The organism is Herbiconiux sp. VKM Ac-2851 (genome assembly GCF_013205105.1).
GTDB lineage: Bacteria > Actinomycetota > Actinomycetes > Actinomycetales > Microbacteriaceae > Herbiconiux > Herbiconiux flava.
The window spans coordinates 74,973-90,940 of sequence record NZ_JABMLJ010000004.1; the positions used below are offsets into that span (position 1 = coordinate 74,973).

Consider the following 15,968-nt stretch of genomic DNA (forward strand, 5'->3'; position numbering starts at 1 on the left):
AGGATCTAGATCGTGCCGTCGGCGACGGCATTCTCGATCCACGGGATGACCTCGTCCAGCATGTCATCGAGCGTGGTGGTCGCCTCGAAGCCGAGCAGCTCCTTGGCCTTGGTGACGTCGGGGACGCGCTTCGCGACGTCGTACTCGAAGCCGGGGTCGGACGTGTAGTTGAACGGCACGTCCGCGCCCTTGATCTTGCGCCAGATGGTCTCGGCGAGCTCGAGCACGGAGTGGCCCTCGGCGGTCGAGACGTTGAAGTCGTTGTTCAGTGCGGCCGGGTGGTCGAGCGAGAGCACGATGCCGCGCGCGAGGTCGCCGCCGTAGGTGTAGTGACGCACCTGCTCGCCCGAGCCGAGGATGTGCAGCGGGTCCTGGCCCTTGAGCACCTTCTGCACGAGGTCGGGCACGACGTGGCTCATCGCGAGCTTGACGTTGCCCGAGTCGATCTCGACGTCGCCGAGCGCGCGGCTCTCGCCGATGCCCACGCAGTTGAAGGGGCGCAGGATCGTGTAGGGCAGCTTGTACTGGTCCCAGGCGGCGCGGGCGAAGTACTCCACGGCCAGCTTCTGGAAGCCGTAGCTCGACAGCGGCGGCGGGACGATGCGCTCGTCGCCCTCCTTCGACGGCCAGCGGTCGGTCGACTCGAAGACCATCGAGCTCGACATGTAGGTCACCTTCTCGAGGCGGCCCTTCTTGTGCGCGGCGATCGCGGCGTCGACGCTCGAGGCGATGATCCGCTCGTTCTGCGCGAGCAGGTCGTAGGCGTAGGTGTGGAAGTAGGAGATGCCGCCGATCAGCGCGGCGCCCGCGATGAAGTGGTCGCAGTCCTCGAGCAGACGCGTCATCAGCTCGACGTCCTGCACGTCGCCGACGACGAGCTCGTAGTTCGGGTTGTCGTCGTAGGACTTCTTGACGGGGCCGTACTTGGAGTAGTTGTCGACTCCGACGACCTGGTAGCCCTTCTCGAGGAGCTCCTCGACGATGTAGCCGCCGATGAATCCCGCGGATCCGGTGACGAGAACCTTCTTCATATGATGTGTTCCTTCTGGTGGGTGTTCAGCGTGGTGGTGATCAGGGAGTGGTGGGGGAGTCGGTGAGGGCGCGCAGCTCGTCGACGGTGAGCTTGCGGCCGAACGCGAAACGGTACCAGCGCAGGTACTTCGGAATCCACTTCGCGAGCTTGAAGTTCGACTCGCCGAAGGCGCGGTCGAGCCAGATCGTGGGGATCTCGGCGACCGGCAGCCGCAGCCGCCTCGCCTTCGCCGTGAGCTCGAGGCCGATCTCGAAGCCGTCCTTGGAGTCGATCCCGACCTGGCGCACGAACTCGGCGTTGTAGGCCTTGAAGGAGTTCGTGGCGTCCCGCGTGCCGGCGTTGGTGAACACGTGCAGCGTGATGCCGGCCATCCGTGACAGGAAGCTCTTGAAGCGCGGGCCGCCGACCTGCTGGCCGCCGGGCATGTAGCGCGAGGCGGCCGCGACGACGACACCGCGCTCGACCAGACGCACGAGGTCGTCGATCTGGCGCGGGTCGTCGCACCCGTCGGCCATCGTGACGACGACGGTCTCGCTGGTGGCGTGATCGATGCCGTAGCGGATGGCGTAGGCAGGACCCCGGCCGTAGTCGTTGATCAGTACCCTGAGGTTCGGTCGCCCCGCCGCGGCGTACGCCTCGACGACGGGCACCGTGGTGTCGGTCGTGGCGTCGACGACGACGAGCACCTCGGAGTCGAGCTTCACGGCCTCGAAGATGCGGTCGAGACCGGGGACGATGTCGTCCCCCTCGTTGTACGCGGGGATGACGATCGAGGCGCGCAGGCCCTCGGTCAAATCACGACTCCCTGGCCGAGGAGGTTCCAGACGTCGGCCACCGGCTTGTCGGTGACGAGGCCCTTGTACTCGCTGTGCGGGGTGGCGACGATGAGGATGTCGGCCTTCTCGAGCACCGAGTCGAGCGGCAGCAGCGTGTCGTCGGTCTCCTCGGTGACGTAGGGGTCGGTGCCGATGACGGCCTTGGCCCGGAACTTCAGCACCCGGCGCAGCTTGTACGACAGGCTCGAGCGGATGTCGTCGGAGCCGGCCTTGAATGACATGCCGAGGATGCCCACGGTGAGGTTCTCGAGGTCGAACCGCTTCTCGAGCTGGGTGACGATGTAGAGCGGCAGCCCTTCGTTCACCTGCATGGCCGAGTGGCCGAGCGCGAACTTGTTGTCGCTGAAGGCGGCGAGCTGCATCGTGTCCTTGAACAGACACGGGCCGGCGGCGAAGCCGGGGCCGGGCAGGTCCTTCGCGCGCGGGTAGTCGTGGGTCAGGCCCTTGCGGATCTTCTCGAAGTCGAGCCCGCGGTCGTTGGCCATCATGTAGAACTGGTTGGCCGCCGCGAACTTGATGTAGCGCCAGGTGTTCGTGAACAGCTTCGCGAGCTCGGCCTCCTCGGGCTCGAGGTCGACGATCTGGTCGGTCAGCGTCGAGAACAGAGCGGATGCGCGGGCCCGGCCGGTCTCGGTGCGGCTCGACACGATCTGCGGCAGCGTGAACAGCTCCTCCATCGCCTTGTGCTCGGCGATGCGCTCGGGGCAGAAGGCGACCTCGGTGGCCAGGCCCGCCTCGCGGAGGCGACGCTCGACCAGCGCGGTGACGCCGGGGTAGACGGTGCTGCGGAGGATGAGCAGCTGCTCGTCGCTGAAGAAGGGCATGCAGGTCTCGAGCGCCTTGGGGATGGCGTTCGGGTCGGGGTTGAGGTGCTCGTCGACCGGGGTGCCGATGACGACGATGACGTTCTCCGCGGTGGCCACGACGCTCGCATCGGTGGAGGCGGAGAACATGCCGTTCGCCAGCACCTTCTGCAGCACGGGCTCGGCACCCGGCTCGCTGAAGGGCATGCGGCCGGCCAGGATGCCTTCTACGGCGCGCTCGCTCACGTCGTAGACGACGACCTTCGAGCCGCGGTCGGCGAGGGCGATGGCCAGGGGGAGGCCGACATGACCGCCGCCTCCGATGACGACGACGTCGTTGCTGAACTTCGATGACACGCGGTTGACCTCGTTCGTAAGGGGATGTTCGGCTGCGACACGATTAGTCGACAGCGGTAGAGCAGATGACAGGATACCTCGACGGTTATCATTTTGAGGGCTCGGGACGCGGGCCCCGGCACCGACGCGCAGAAAGCACCATCAGTGAAGAAGATCTGGGACTACCTCTGGGAGCGCTTGGTGCGCTACGCGCTGAAGTTCGGGGTGGTCGGACTGGTCGGCTACGTGATCGACCTCAGCGTGTCGAACCTGCTCTGGTCGGGTGCCCTCGGCGACGGCTGGTACGAGACCCCGCTCGGCGGAAAGTTCATCTCGGTCGCCATCTCGACGCTGGCCACCTGGTTCGGCAACCGGTACTGGACCTTCCGCGACCACCGCCGCAAGAACTTCCTGCTCGAGCTGGCCGAGTTCACCCTGATCGCCGTGCTCGGGCTCGGCATCTCGCTCGCCTGCCTCTACGTCTCGCACTACCTGCTCGGCCTCACCAGCATCGTGGCCGACAACATCTCGGGCAACGTGATCGGGCTCGTGCTGGCGACGGCGTTCCGCTTCCTGCTCTACCGCTACTGGGTGTTCGCGCCGAACCGCGCCGACGGGTTCACGGCGCTGAAGAACCGCGAGGCCGCGGAAGCCGCCGCCGAGCAGGCCGCCGCGGAGCAGGCCGTCAGAGACGCACAGGCGCGCTGACCCCGCCGGGCTGCCCGTAGTCGGTCCCGCCCTGCCCCGGCCCGAAGCCGAACGGCCCGTCGGGCGAGAACGTCGCCGGTGCTGCCACCCATCGAGGGTCGCGCCCGACGATCACGACGGTCAGCGCGAACGCCACCGCCACCACTGCGAACGCGATGATCAGCGGGATCGCGCCGAACGGCGGCACCCAGGCGCTCGGTTCGAGCATCGCCGGCCAGTCGGTCTTGTAGCCCGAGGCGAAGCGCCGCAGCGTGGTCGCGAAGGCGTAGACGGTCGCGTAGACCCACGCCGCTCCGAACAGCCAGGCGACGAAGCCGAGCAGCACCCGCGGCGGGCGCCGGTCGAAGCGCGGCGACGTGGCGATGGCCGCGGCCATCCCGAGCAGGAAGGTCATCAGCAGGATGAGCGTGTAACGCCCCTGCCAGATGAACCCGCCGGCGGTCACGTAGACGGCCTGCACGAGCGGCGGCAGGAAGAAGAACGCCAGCGCAAGGGCGATCACGAACACCAGCCGCCGGCCGCGCACCCAGACGAGCACGCCGACGACGAGCAGGGCGAAGATCACGTAGCTCACCCAGTAGACCGAGGGGTGCAGGGTGGTGTCGAGCCAGCCCAGGATGCCCACCATCTGCCGCAGCTGCTGGTAGAAGTTGCCCAGCAGCCCGAAGAACCCCTCGACCGGGCTGAGTCCGACGCCCTCGTTCACCGGTGGGGTCGCGGGCCCGGCACTCGGAGCGGTGCCGAGCGAGTTGCTCGTAAGCGTCCACCACGCGCTCGCCAGCGCCGACGCCACGATCAGCAGGATGCTCACCAGCACGCTCGGCCGCCGCAGCAGCGCCCAGAGCTCCCGGCCGCTGAGCAGCAGCAGCGGCACCGCGAGCAGCACGGCCACCCAGAGCGGTGAGATGCCCCGCGAGTTGGAGACGAGGGCCGCCGCCACGACGACCATCGTGAGCCGGCTGCCGAGGAGCCTCGGGTTCGGCTGCAGCACGATGCCGAGCATCGCCGTGAACAGGGCGAGGCCGCCGGTGTACTCCAGCGCGTTCGGGTTGACGGTGCCCATGAGGTAGACCGCGATGGGGGTGAGCCCGGCGAGCAGGGCGATCGTCGGCAGTCGGCGCCGCTTCCACGAGCCGATCATGTAGAAGCACGACGCCACGAAGAACGAGGTGATCACGGCGCTGACGATGCGCATGGCGTAGATGCCCGAGATGTCGGGCAGGGCGAGCGAGGGCCAGCCGACCATCCAGTAGTAGACCGGGTTGTACAGGCTCGCCGCCGAGTAGCTCTCGACGAGCGCGGACGGGTCGCCACTGAACTCCGGCGCGCACGAGGCCGGGGTGTCGGCGAAGAAGGCGAAGCAGTTCTGGGTGTACTCGAACGCCAGCGCGGCCGGCACGTGCAGCACGCCGCCGGTCGGGATCATCGTCTCGGGCAGCAGCTCGCCGCGCACGACCGAGCCCGCCTTCACCACGTGGGCGGGCTCGTCGGGGGAGCCGCCGATCGGGGTCGCGAGGGCCCACAGGGTGCCCATCAGCGCGATCAAGAGCCAGGGGAGGAGCAGCCAGCGCCCGACCGGACGGGGGACGGGGGCGGTGGCGGCAGGGGCGGTGGGAGCCGCCGTGGGTGGTGCGGACGTCATCGATTCCTTCGCGACTCGATCTCGGCGAGAGCGGCCTCGAGCTCCCGGATGCGCAGATCCTGCAGCGCGACCGACTCGGCCAGCGTGCGGGTCTCGCTCTCGAGCTCGGTCAGCTCGCCGGAGTGCTGGATGGAGACCAGGAACAGCACCGCGATGCTGAGGAAGAAGACGAGGTTCGTCGGCACGGTAACGCCGACGAGCGAGGCGGCCCAGCCGAGCAGGTCGGGGAAGACGCCGATGATCAGAGCGACGATGCCGGCGAGCAGCCACCAGATGGCGTGGCGCTCCCGCAGGTGGTGGCGGCGCAGCGATTCGATCACCACGCCGAGCACGATCAGCGCGGCGACGATGCCGAAGATGTAGGTGACGGTGCTCATGCGCTCACCGCGGCGGGCTCGACGAAGGTGACCGGCGGGCGGATCAGCGCCACGAACAGCGCCATGCCGGCCCGGCCGAGGTAGACGGCGGCCTTGTAGGGGTTGTGCGAGGGCACGCCGCCGGCGCGCGGGCGCATGGCCACAGGCACCTGCGCGACGGTGAGCTTCGCCCGCGAGGCGATCACGAGCGACTCGACGGTGTCGCCGAGGTACTCCGAGGGGTAGTGCTGGGCGAACAGCGCTACCGCGCGGGGCCCGCTGGCGCGGAAGCCCGAGGTCGTGTCGGTGAGCCGGGTCTTCGTGAGCTTGCTCAGGATGCCCGAGAGCACCTTCATGGCCCAGTGCCGCGGCCCGCGCACGGCGTAGTCGCCCACCCCGGCGAACCGGGCGCCGAGCACGAGGTCGTGCCGGTCGAGCTCGTCGACCAGGGTCGCGATGCCGGCCGGGTCGTGCTGCCCGTCGGAGTCGACCTGAACCACGTTCTGGAAGCCGTTCTGGATGGCGTACTTGAAGCCCGCGCGCATGGCGCCGCCCACCCCGAGGTTGATCGGCAGCCGCAGCACGGTCGCGCCGGCGGCGGTGGCCTCGCGGGCGGTCGCGTCGCGCGAGCCGTCGTCGACCACGAGCACCGCGACGCCGGGCACCGTGGCGAAGACCTCGCGCACGACGGCGGCGACCGACTCCTCCTCGTTGAACGCGGGCATCACGATCAGCGTGCGTTCGAGGGCGGTCGGCATGTCGCCCATCATAGCGGCGGGCCCCTGTCAGGGCCGGGAGAGCCGGGCGCGGTCAGCTCCGGCGCAGCCGGGCCTCCACGGCGGCCGGGATGCGGCCGGTGCGCCCGGCCCAGCCGTCCCGGAGGCCGGCGGACGCCGCGAGCAGCCGCGCGCCCCGGCCCGGCACGAACAGCGTGACGATGACGAGGTGTCGGAGGTCGGCGATGGTCTCGCGCGCGGGCCGGTAGCCGCGGTAGAGGCGGCGGCGTCGGTTCAGCAGCACCCGGTTGCGCGCCAGGTAGTAGTAGCGGAACGGTGCGCTGTGGGTGAGCTCCACGGTGCGGCCGGCGATCGTCGCCGAGTGCCGGCGGCCCAGGCTGTGGCCGAGCTCGGTGCCCCGGGCGTGCACCACCGCGAGGCCGGCGCGGGCGGCGCGCAGGGCGTAGTCGGTGTCGACGCCGTCGATGAACAGCTCCTCCGCGAAGCCGCCGACCGCGTCGAGGGTGCTGAAGGGCACCAGGAGGCCGGACTGGATCGGGGTGCGGCCCACGAGGATGCCGCGCTGCGTGCGGAGCTCCGGCGCGGGCTGCCCCGAGACCGCGGCGGGGGCGGCGAGACCGGCGGGGATGCCGGCGCCGCGGGCGGTGCCGAGGGCCGCGACGAGGGCGTCGACGAAGCCGGCGCCGACCGCCGAGTCCTCGTCGAAGGTGATCACGTGGCGGGCGCCCGGAACGGCGCGGGCCGCGGCCGTGCCGGTGTTGAGGGCGGCGGCGATGCCGCGGTTCACGGAGTGCCGGAGGACGGTGCCGCCGGCGTTCTCGGCCGCGAGGAGGGCGGGACGCGCATCCGTCGCCCCGCTGTCGTCGACCACGATCACGCGGGCCGTCTGCGGGACGAGGCTCTCTACCAGCTCGGCGAGCCGGAGGCCCGGCGCGAAGGCGGTGACGACCGCGACGACCTCGTCTGACACTCGTGCCTCTCCGCCCCGGGGGCTCGTCCGGGAGCGCCTACTATGCTTGCACGCTATGAACGGAGAGCCGCGGGCGACCATCGGCCGGCGCTCCTTCGTGGGCGTGGGGCTGGCGTCGCTGATCTCGGCGGGCGTCGGCTTCGCGGTCATCATCATCGTTCCCAAGACCTTCGGGGACGACCAGGCGGCCACCACGACGTTCCTGGCGTTCTGGTCGTTCCTGTTCGCCTGGTACGGCATCCTGGGCGGGCTCTCGTCGGAGACCACCCGGGCCGTGCACGTCAGCGACACCCTCGACCGGGCCGACCGGCGTGAGCCGCGGCTGCTCGTCGTGGGCCTCGCCGTCGGCGTCGGCCTCGGCGTGCTGCTCTGGGCGTCGAGCCTGTGGTGGGGCCCGGCCGTGCTCGGGGCGGAGTACGCCTGGTTGGCCGTGCCGCTCAGCTGCTCGGTGGCCCTCTACTCGGGCCATGCGACCATCGTGGGCATCCTCGGTGGGCGCCTGGAGTGGGCCACCTTCGCCCGGCTCGTGATCGGCGACTCGGCGCTCAGGATCGTGCTCGTCGGAGGTGCCGCGCTGATCGCCGCCAGCGTCGCAGGGTTCGCCGTGGCCGCCAGCGCCGCGTCGGTGGCCTGGCTGATCGGGCTGCTGTTCTCGCCCACTCTGCGCCGGGCGGCCTCGGCCCGCAGCGACGTGGGGCTCGGCGACCTGCTGAAGCGCATCGGCCACGCCTGCCTGGCCTCGGGGTCGAGCGCTGTGCTGGTGGTGGGGTTCCCCGTCATCCTCACGCTCACCTCCACCCGCGCCGAATACGAGGCCGCGGCCGCCCTGCTGGTCGCCGTCACCTTCACCCGGGCGCCGCTGCTCATCCCGTTGAACGCCTATCAGGGCGTGGCCATCGCGCACTTCGTGAACAACCGCTCGGCGGGGCTCCGCGCCCTCGCGCCGGTCGCGCGGCTGATCGGCATGATCGCCGTCGCCGGCGCGGTGCTCGGCGGGTTGATCGGCCCGTGGCTGCTCACGCTCGTCTACGGCCCCGACTACGTGATCAGCGGCTGGACGGTCGCCGGGCTCGTGCTCGCCGCCGCGATGCTCGCGCTCTTGACGCTCACCGGCGCGCTCTGCCTCGCGCTCGAGAAGCACCGCTGGTTCTCGCTCGGGTGGCTGGCCGCGACGGCGCTCGCCGTGCTGCTCCTGCTGCTGCCCCTCGAGGGCGAGGGCGGCACCGAGTTGCGCTCGGTGCTCGCACTCGGTATGGGACCGTTCGCAGGTCTAGGAATCCACCTCGTCGTGCTGCGGCGCGCGAGCCGGCAGGAGAGGATGGTGACGGCATGAGCTCGAGCTCGGGCGAGATCCGTGCCAGCGTCTGCATGGCCACCTACAAGGGATCGGCCTACGTGGCCGAGCAGATCGAGTCGATCGTCGCCCAGCTCGGTCCCGACGACGAGCTCGTGATCGTCGACGACTCCTCGCCCGACGACACCGCCGCCGTCATCGTGCAGACGGTGGCGCGGCTGAACGAGTCGCGGGTGTTCCTCACGTCCACGAACGAGAACGTCGGCTACGTGCGGGCCTTCGAGGCCGCCATCCGCCGGGCGCGTGGCCGCTACGTCTTCCTCAGCGACCAGGACGACGTCTGGACCCCGGGCCGCCACGAGGCCATGATCGCCGGCCTCTCCGACGCGCTCGTGGTGGCCGGCAACCACTCCATCCTCGGACGTGCCGGCAAACGCCTCTGGTACCCGCCGCTCCGCGACAGCACCTCGTCGAAGCACTTGCTCAACCTGTTCGCGATCCTCATCGGCTACCGGCCCTACTTCGGCTGCGCGATGGGCTTCCGGCGCGAGGCGATCGACGGCGGCATCCTGCCGATCCCCGCGTTCATCACGGAGTCGCACGACGTGTGGATCGCCATCACGGGCAACGTGCGGGGGAGCATCCGCCACCTCGAGCGCGACGTCGTCGAGCGTCGCCTGCACGACTCGAACCAGACGCCGCTCGGCGTGCGTGGCCTCGGCACCATCCTCCGCGCCCGACGGATGCTCGTCCGAGCCGTGATCGAGGCGTGGCGCCGCGCGCTCGCCGCCAAACGGGCGCGGCGCTAGCTGCGCGAACCAGGATCCCTCATGAGCGTTCCGCACTCCGCGGGCTTGTGCGCGACGCCTCTCGACTCAGCCATGACCATCTCGGGCAAGCGCGTCAGCGCGCGGCAGCTCGCCTGCTGCCGCGCGCTTCGCGCTTGCCCTCGGAAAATGGTGGCTGGCTAGGCGGCGGGTCGCTGGATCGTGCGACGACGGGTAGTCGGGATCGGCTTCTGCTCCGTGTCGACCCACCGGGGCGGAATCAGATGCGGCACCCCGTCGTGCATGGTCAATTTCCACGGCGATTTGTGCAGGTGGGAATGATGGAAGTGGCAGAGAAGGACGCCGTTGTCGATATCAGTGCGGCCGGGCGGATGATCGTCCGAAACCCACTCGTTCGCATGATGCGTCTCGCAGAACGACGGTGGCCGGTCGCAGGAGGGCCACACGCATCCGCCGTCCCGGGCCGCTAGCGCCCGGTTCTGCGCCGCGGTGAAGAGGCGCTTGGCCTTGCCGTGGTAGAGGACCTCGCCCCGGTCACCGAAGAGGGTTGAGGCGACGGGGGATGAGCAGCGCAGCTGCTCGACGGTGGAGGCGGGGACGGGCTGGTCGATGCCGTCGATCCACCCGACGCCGCGACCCGCCAGGAGGTCGTCGAGGGTCATGTGGACGTTGACGGTGGCGATTGCCCCATTGATGCGGGGCATGTCGTCCGCCCCGGCGGCGCGGGCGATCAGCTCGGTGATGGTGTCGGCGTTCTTCTGCGCTGCGGTACGTCCATCAGCAGTCACGTACTCGTCGCCATCGACGAAACGCGGCCCCGTCACTCGCGGGCTCTGCATCACTTGGATGCTCGACATCCACACCCCGCCTTGCTCGGGCGCGAGCGCGAACGTCCCCCGGTACATCCCATCCGGCGCCAGCGCGATGGTCAGCGACCGCTGCATCTGCAGCACCTCGTCACGCGGTTCGGCGCCGTCGGGGTCGACGACCTCGCGGAGGTGGATGGCGGCCCGAAGGGTCTCATCCGCGGTCAGTCGGCACGAGAGGGTCTGGTCGACGAGGGTCTCTTCGGCGAGGGCCACGACGTCGGCCGGGCACCCGCGGTCGGCGAGCGCACTGCAGTGCTTCACGATGGCCGTCGCTGCCTCGACCCCGAGCACGCCCTCTTCGAGCACGCGGGCGACCGCCGAGAACGGCGCCGGCCCCTCGCCGCCACCCAGCAGCACGGCACCGCGGAGCTTCCGCCCGAGGTCGAGCCGCGCCTTGCACGTGCGCGCCGACGCGCCCGTGACCTTCGAGATGAGCGCGACGGGGGTCGTGAAGTTCTGCGACCGGCTCAGCCCCTCGTCGCCGAGCTCGCTGCGCGACCGCACCCCGACCTCGCCGGCGAGATGAACCTGCACGACCGAGGCGAGCCGCCCGACCGCCTCGGCTGCAGCCAGGAACTCGAGCAATTCGCCATCCTTCAGCCCCGCCGACTCGGCTCCGACGGAGCCGGCGACGACCCGGAGGTCGTCAGCCATCTCGAGGAGGAGAGCGGTTGACGTCATGCTGAGATTCTATCAGAAAACCCTGATGAAAGCTCGATAAAGACAGCTAGCGCAGGAGATGCCGAAGCAGCGCCCGACGCCCCGCCCGATCGCCCGCCCGCAGTGCGGCCGGGAGCTCGGTGACCGCGTTCAGGCGTGAGGTCGGGTGCAGGCGCGCCGCCCGCTCGGCCCTGTGCCAGCGCTCCGCGTGCGCCCGCGCCGCGGTCTCGGTGAAGAGCGCGTGCTCCTCGGCGAACTTCGCCCCGTCGGGCCCGGTGACCGCCGAGACGCTCGTGGCGTGCCGCCGGTAGGAGAAGATGACCTCGTCGTCGACGAGCATCGACCCGCCGTCGAAGACGATGTCGAGCATCAGCTGCAGGTCCTGCACCACCTCGTAGCCGGGGCGGAAGCCGAACCTCCTCAGCGCGTCCGCCTGCCAGACCACCGACGGGAAGTAGGCCCAGTTGCCGATCAGCAGACTCCGCGCGAGCGGCTCCCCGGCGAGCAATTCGGGCTTCGGCCCGCGCGGTCGGAGCACCGCCTTGACCCGGTCGGCGAGCGGGCGGTGCGGTCGCCCCTCCGCGTCGATCACCTCGACGCCCGGCTGCACGATGGCGGCCTCAGGATGCTCGCGCACGAGCTCGGCCACGCGGGCCACGTAGCCCACGTGCATCCGGTCGTCGCAGCCCATCAGCACGGCGCGGTCGTTCTCGATCAGCCGCACGCACTCGCGGAAGTTGCCCCCGACGCCGAGGTTCACCACGTTGCGCAGGTAGTGCACCCGGGGATCGCCGAGCGAGGCCGCCCACTCGCCCGGAGCCGGATCGGGGTAGACGTCGTCGACGATCACGAGCCGCCAGTCGGGGTCGCTCTGGGCGAGCACGCTCTCGACCGCCTCGCGGAAGTGGTCGAAGCGGCCGTAGAACGGCATCATGATGTCGAGCGTCACGGGGTGGTCTCCTGGGCAGGGGCGGGCACGGGGTCGTCGGCGCGGCGGAGGTTGCGCCGCCAGCTGAGGTCGCGGGCGGCCTTCACCGAGCAGATCACGAGCAGCAGCCAGCCGTACTCCACGAGCACCGCGCTCTCGGCCGAGCTGGTGACCACGAGCACCACCATGACGAGGGCGATCCAGACGTAGACGATGCTCTTGCGGGCTGCCGCAAGCACCCAGGCGCGCCCCATGGTGAGGGCCACGAACACCACGAAGATGGCGATGCCGATCAGGCCGGTCTGGAAGTACACGTCGAAGTAGGCGTTCAGCGCCGAGGTGTGCGCGCGGTTGCCGATCACGTCGAGGGCGAAGAAGGGCGAGACGTTCGAGCGCCAGAACCCGGTCCAGCCCCAGCCCTCGAGCGGGTTGAGGTCGATCAGGCGCCAGAGCTCCCGCCAGATCTCGAGCCGGTAGGTGAACTCGCGCCGGGTGCTGAGGATCTCGAGGATGCGCCCGCGCACCAGGAAGCCGAGCACGAGCGTCAGCAGCCCCACCGCTAGCAGCACGAAGTGCCAGCCCCGCCGGGTGTCGGGTGCGGCGCTGCGCAGCGCGAACAGCACCAGCGCCGCGACCGCCGTCACGATGGCGACACCGAGGGTGACGGGGGAGCCGGAGAACACGATGGCGAGCGCGGCCACGATCACCGAGAACACCCAGGTGCCGCGGCGCACCGAGCGCGTGGCGAGCTCGATCACGAAGGTCACGAGCGCGATCAGGCCGACGAAGCCGAGCATGTTGCGGGTGCCGAGCACGCCCTGGATCGGCCCGCCCGACGCGAGCGCCCCGGTCACGCCGAGGAAGCGGATCGGCACGTCGAGGAGGATGCCCGAGAGCACCTCGACCACCAGCGAGAGCGTGAGCACCACCCGCAGCACGTCGCCCAGCGCGCGCACGATCTGGATGAGGTCGCGCACCACCGCGACGTAGATGCCCAGGAAGGCATATGCCAGCAGGTAGGCCAGGCCGTTCAGGGTCGAGGGCAGGTACTGGCTCCAGAGCGAGGTCAGGGCGCACCAGGCCAGGAACAGCAGCAGCGACACCGGCAGCAGTCCGTGCCAGTCGAGCTCGCGCCAGCGGCCGGCGAACGACAGAGCGGCGAGCAGCACCAGCACGGCGACCATCGCGATCAGCCCCGGCCAGCCGACGGTCGAGCGCAGGAGGTGGGAGAAGAAGGCGGTGCCGAGGATCGCGACGGTCAGCGCCTTCGCGAACCGGGTCTGGCCGAAGAAGGTCAGCGCGGCCGCGACGGGGTGGTGCGGAGGTCTCGGCTCCGCGGTCATCGCCGCGCCGGCTCGGCCAGGCCGAGGAGTCGGGGCGGCTCGGTGCCGAGGTCCTGGGCCACGGCGCCGAGGTCGAGCTTCGTCTTCACCGCGATCACGACGAACAGCAGCCAGCCGCCCTCGACGAGCAGACGGCTCTCGACGACGCTCTGGGCGAGCAGGGCGGTGAGCAGCAGGATGGGCGCCAGCGTCAGGGCGACCCGCGGCAGGGCGCGGCCGCCCGCGTCGAGCGGGTGGTCGACCGCGAACCACCAGCTGCGGTAGAAGGTGCCGACGGCCAGCATCGCGAAGAGCACGAGCCCGACGATGCCGACCTGGAGGTACACGTCGAGCCACGCGTCGTGGGCCTGCAGGTAGACGACGCCCTTCCGCTCAGCCAGGCCGTCGAAGGGTTCGACCCAGGGCGCCCAGTAGCTCACCCAGCCCCAGCCGAAGGCGGGCCGCTGGGCGGCGAGCTCGCTGACCGAGCGCCAGATGTCGACGCGTCCGGTGAGGTCGTCGCTCTTGCCGAAGAGGCCGAGGATCTGCGACCAGAAGGTGCTGACGCCCACGATGGCGAGCGCGACGACGGCGGCGACCCCCGCGAGCAGCCAGGTGCGGCGGCCGGGGCCGGCACGGCGGGCGAGCAGGAGCACGCCGAGCATCCCGGCCGTGATCACGAGGGCGGCGATGGCAGTGGCCGAGCGGGTGAGGGCGAGAGTGCCCACCGCGACGACCACCCAGGCGAGGGCGGGGCCGCGCCGACGCAGGCCCTGGGCGAGCTGCACCAGGATGAGCACGAGTGCGAGCACGGCGACGAAGGCGAGCAGGTTGCGGTTGCCGACGACGCCCTGCACCGGGCCGCCCTCGAACAGCAGGCCCTGCGACCAGTAGAAGGCGTCCGGTACCTTCTGACCCGCGTAGTCGGTGAAGAAGGGGAGCACGGGCTGCCGCACGAAAACGGCTACGACCAGCTCGAAGAGCAGGGAGAGCCCGAGGATCCAGTTGAGCGCAGTGGATGCGGCCGCCACGATCTGGGGCCAGCTCAGGGCGGCCACGAGGAACAGGGCGCAGAGCGTCGTGGCGGCCTGCGCGAGGAGGCCGAGCACGGTCGCGCCCGGATAGAACGACCATGCGAGCGACAGCACGAGCAGCAGCGCGAACAGCACGAAGGTGCGCGGCAGGCGGCGCGGGCGCAACACGCCCCAGAGCCGGCGCCGGGTGAGCAGCGCCGCCGAGGCGGCGGTCAGCACGGCCGCGACCGCGAGGTAGCCCCACCAGCCGAGCAGGCTGCGCCACAGGTCGGCACCGAACGCCGTGAAGAACACGAGCACGGCGAGCGACCGGATCACGGCGTCGGTCGGGTAGCGCATGGCGAGAAGCCTACCCGGGGAGGGCCTACACGAAGGCGGCGAAGCCGGTGAGGCTGCGGCCCACGATGAGCGTGTTCATCTCGCGCGTGCCCTCGTAGGAGTAGAGCGCCTCGGCGTCGGCGAAGTGGCGGGCCACGTCGTACTCGAGCACGATGCCGTTGCCGCCGAGGGCCTCGCGGCACCAGGCGACGGTCTCGCGCATCCGGGCCGTCGTGTAGGCCTTGGCGAGGGCCGAGTGGTCGTCCTTCTGGGTGCCCTCGTCGAGCATCTGCGAGACGCGCACGACCATGCCGAGGCTCGCGGTGATGTTGCCGATGCTCTTGACGAGCAGGTCCTGGATGAGCTGGTGGCTCGCGATCGGCTTGCCGAACTGCACCCGCTCCTTGGTGTAGCGCAGGGCGGCCTCGTAGGCGCCGACCGAGTTGCCGACCGCGGCCCAGGCCACCTCGGCGCGGGTCAGGCGCAGCACCTTCGCGGTGTCGCGGAAGGAGTTCGCGTTCTGCAGCCGCAGGCTCTCGGGCACCCGCACGTCCTCGAGCGTGATGTCGGCGTTCTGCACGATGCGCAGGCTCTGCTTGCCCTCGATCTTGGTGGCCGTGTACCCGGGGGTGCTCGTCGGCACGATGAAGCCCTTGACCTGGCCGTCGGCCGCATCCTTCGCCCAGATGACGGTGATGTCGCTGAAGGTGGCGTTGCCGATCCAGCGCTTGGAGCCGTTCAGCACCCACTCGTCGCCGTCGCGCGTGGCGACGGTTCGCAGGCCCTGCGCGCTGTCGGAGCCCGAGGTCGGCTCGGTCAGGCCGAAGGCGCCGACGACCTCGCCGCTCGCCATCTTCGGCAGCCACTCGGCGCGCTGCTCCGCAGAGCCGGTGACGCTGATCGAGCCCATCGCCAGGCCGTTCTGCACGCCGACCAGCGTGGCGACGCTCGCGTCGACGCGAGCGAGCTCGAGCGCGACGAAGCCGCGGAAGACGGCCGAGTTCTCGAACGGCTTCGTCTCCTCCCAGGCGTAGCTGTAGACGCCGCGCTCGGCGAGGCCTTTCACGATCTCGTGCGGGAAGGTCGCCGCCTCCCAGTGGCCGTTCACGATCGGCTTCACCTCGGTCTCGAGGTAGTGCCGCAGCTCGGCGATCGCCGTCTTCTCCTGCTCGTTCAGAAGATTCTCATAGGAGTAGAAGTCGCTGGCGAGGAGCTCGAAGGTCATGGCCGGAGCCTATTCGGGCGTGCATCCGTCGTCGCAGGCGCTTGGTAGTTTGGTCTAAACGGCCCATCGACGGGCCGCCGCCGCTTGTAGGTCGCTGATAAGCCGCCCC

Annotated in this window: 15 protein-coding genes; 3 read left to right on the plus strand and 12 right to left on the minus strand. The window is 70.3% G+C overall.

Annotation, left to right across the window (positions count from 1 at the left end):
• Positions 1-5: 5 nt before the first annotated feature.
• Genes HQQ85_RS18545 through HQQ85_RS18555 form a run of 3 tightly spaced genes read right to left on the minus strand, consistent with a single transcriptional unit; the run spans position 6 to position 3,029 of the window.
• Positions 6-1,031, minus strand: a complete 1,026-nt coding sequence (locus tag HQQ85_RS18545) for an NAD(P)-dependent oxidoreductase (RefSeq protein ID WP_173184038.1) — start codon at positions 1,029-1,031, stop codon at positions 6-8.
• A gap of 40 nt (positions 1,032-1,071) precedes the next feature.
• Positions 1,072-1,827 (minus strand): glycosyltransferase, encoded by a 756-nt coding sequence (locus HQQ85_RS18550; RefSeq protein ID WP_173184039.1) that lies wholly within the window; start codon positions 1,825-1,827, stop codon positions 1,072-1,074.
• Positions 1,824-3,029, minus strand: coding sequence for a nucleotide sugar dehydrogenase (locus HQQ85_RS18555; protein WP_371741963.1), 1,206 nt, complete (start codon positions 3,027-3,029; stop codon positions 1,824-1,826). Before HQQ85_RS18555 ends, HQQ85_RS18550 begins: the two co-directional genes overlap by 4 nt.
• A 144-nt stretch (positions 3,030-3,173) precedes the next feature.
• Here HQQ85_RS18555 and HQQ85_RS18560 point away from each other — a divergent pair, with 144 nt between their 5' ends.
• The gene (locus tag HQQ85_RS18560) at positions 3,174-3,716 is read left to right on the plus strand and encodes a GtrA family protein (RefSeq protein ID WP_173184040.1); all 543 of its coding nucleotides are present in this window, start codon (positions 3,174-3,176) and stop codon (positions 3,714-3,716) included.
• On the opposite strand, the gene HQQ85_RS18565 is transcribed toward HQQ85_RS18560, so the two are convergent.
• Genes HQQ85_RS18565 through HQQ85_RS18580 form a run of 4 tightly spaced genes read right to left on the minus strand, consistent with a single transcriptional unit; the run spans position 3,694 to position 7,421 of the window.
• On the minus strand, positions 3,694-5,358 hold the full coding sequence (locus HQQ85_RS18565) for a DUF2142 domain-containing protein (protein ID WP_173184041.1): 1,665 nt from the start codon (positions 5,356-5,358) through the stop codon (positions 3,694-3,696). The two genes, HQQ85_RS18560 and HQQ85_RS18565, sit on opposite strands and share 23 nt — an antisense overlap.
• On the minus strand, positions 5,355-5,735 hold the full coding sequence (locus tag HQQ85_RS18570; RefSeq protein ID WP_173184042.1) for a DUF2304 domain-containing protein: 381 nt from the start codon (positions 5,733-5,735) through the stop codon (positions 5,355-5,357). Before HQQ85_RS18570 ends, HQQ85_RS18565 begins: the two co-directional genes overlap by 4 nt.
• Positions 5,732-6,472, minus strand: coding sequence for a glycosyltransferase family 2 protein (locus HQQ85_RS18575; protein ID WP_173184043.1), 741 nt, complete (start codon positions 6,470-6,472; stop codon positions 5,732-5,734). The genes HQQ85_RS18570 and HQQ85_RS18575 overlap by 4 nt, the downstream gene beginning before the upstream one ends.
• 52 nt (positions 6,473-6,524) lie before the next feature.
• The gene (locus tag HQQ85_RS18580; RefSeq protein ID WP_173184044.1) at positions 6,525-7,421 is read right to left on the minus strand and encodes a glycosyltransferase; all 897 of its coding nucleotides are present in this window, start codon (positions 7,419-7,421) and stop codon (positions 6,525-6,527) included.
• A gap of 55 nt (positions 7,422-7,476) precedes the next feature.
• On the opposite strand from HQQ85_RS18580, the gene HQQ85_RS18585 reads away from it, so the two are divergent.
• A complete protein-coding gene (locus HQQ85_RS18585) occupies positions 7,477-8,754 on the plus strand; it encodes a hypothetical protein (RefSeq protein WP_173184045.1) in 1,278 nt (425 codons plus the stop codon).
• A complete protein-coding gene (locus HQQ85_RS18590) occupies positions 8,751-9,524 on the plus strand; it encodes a glycosyltransferase (protein ID WP_173184046.1) in 774 nt (257 codons plus the stop codon). The genes HQQ85_RS18585 and HQQ85_RS18590 overlap by 4 nt, the downstream gene beginning before the upstream one ends.
• Positions 9,525-9,682: 158 nt before the next feature.
• On the opposite strand, the gene HQQ85_RS18595 is transcribed toward HQQ85_RS18590, so the two are convergent.
• The 5 genes from HQQ85_RS18595 to HQQ85_RS18615 are packed head-to-tail and all read right to left on the minus strand — an operon-like array spanning position 9,683 to position 15,859.
• On the minus strand, positions 9,683-11,053 hold the full coding sequence (locus tag HQQ85_RS18595; protein ID WP_173184047.1) for an HNH endonuclease signature motif containing protein: 1,371 nt from the start codon (positions 11,051-11,053) through the stop codon (positions 9,683-9,685).
• 46 nt (positions 11,054-11,099) lie between these two features.
• Positions 11,100-11,981, minus strand: a complete 882-nt coding sequence (locus HQQ85_RS18600) for a glycosyltransferase family 2 protein (RefSeq protein WP_173184048.1) — start codon at positions 11,979-11,981, stop codon at positions 11,100-11,102.
• On the minus strand, positions 11,978-13,303 hold the full coding sequence (locus HQQ85_RS18605) for an O-antigen ligase (RefSeq protein WP_173184049.1): 1,326 nt from the start codon (positions 13,301-13,303) through the stop codon (positions 11,978-11,980). Before HQQ85_RS18605 ends, HQQ85_RS18600 begins: the two co-directional genes overlap by 4 nt.
• The gene (locus tag HQQ85_RS18610) at positions 13,300-14,655 is read right to left on the minus strand and encodes an O-antigen ligase (RefSeq protein ID WP_173184050.1); all 1,356 of its coding nucleotides are present in this window, start codon (positions 14,653-14,655) and stop codon (positions 13,300-13,302) included. Before HQQ85_RS18610 ends, HQQ85_RS18605 begins: the two co-directional genes overlap by 4 nt.
• A gap of 25 nt (positions 14,656-14,680) precedes the next feature.
• On the minus strand, positions 14,681-15,859 hold the full coding sequence (locus HQQ85_RS18615) for an acyl-CoA dehydrogenase family protein (RefSeq protein ID WP_173184051.1): 1,179 nt from the start codon (positions 15,857-15,859) through the stop codon (positions 14,681-14,683).
• Positions 15,860-15,968: the final 109 nt, after the last annotated feature.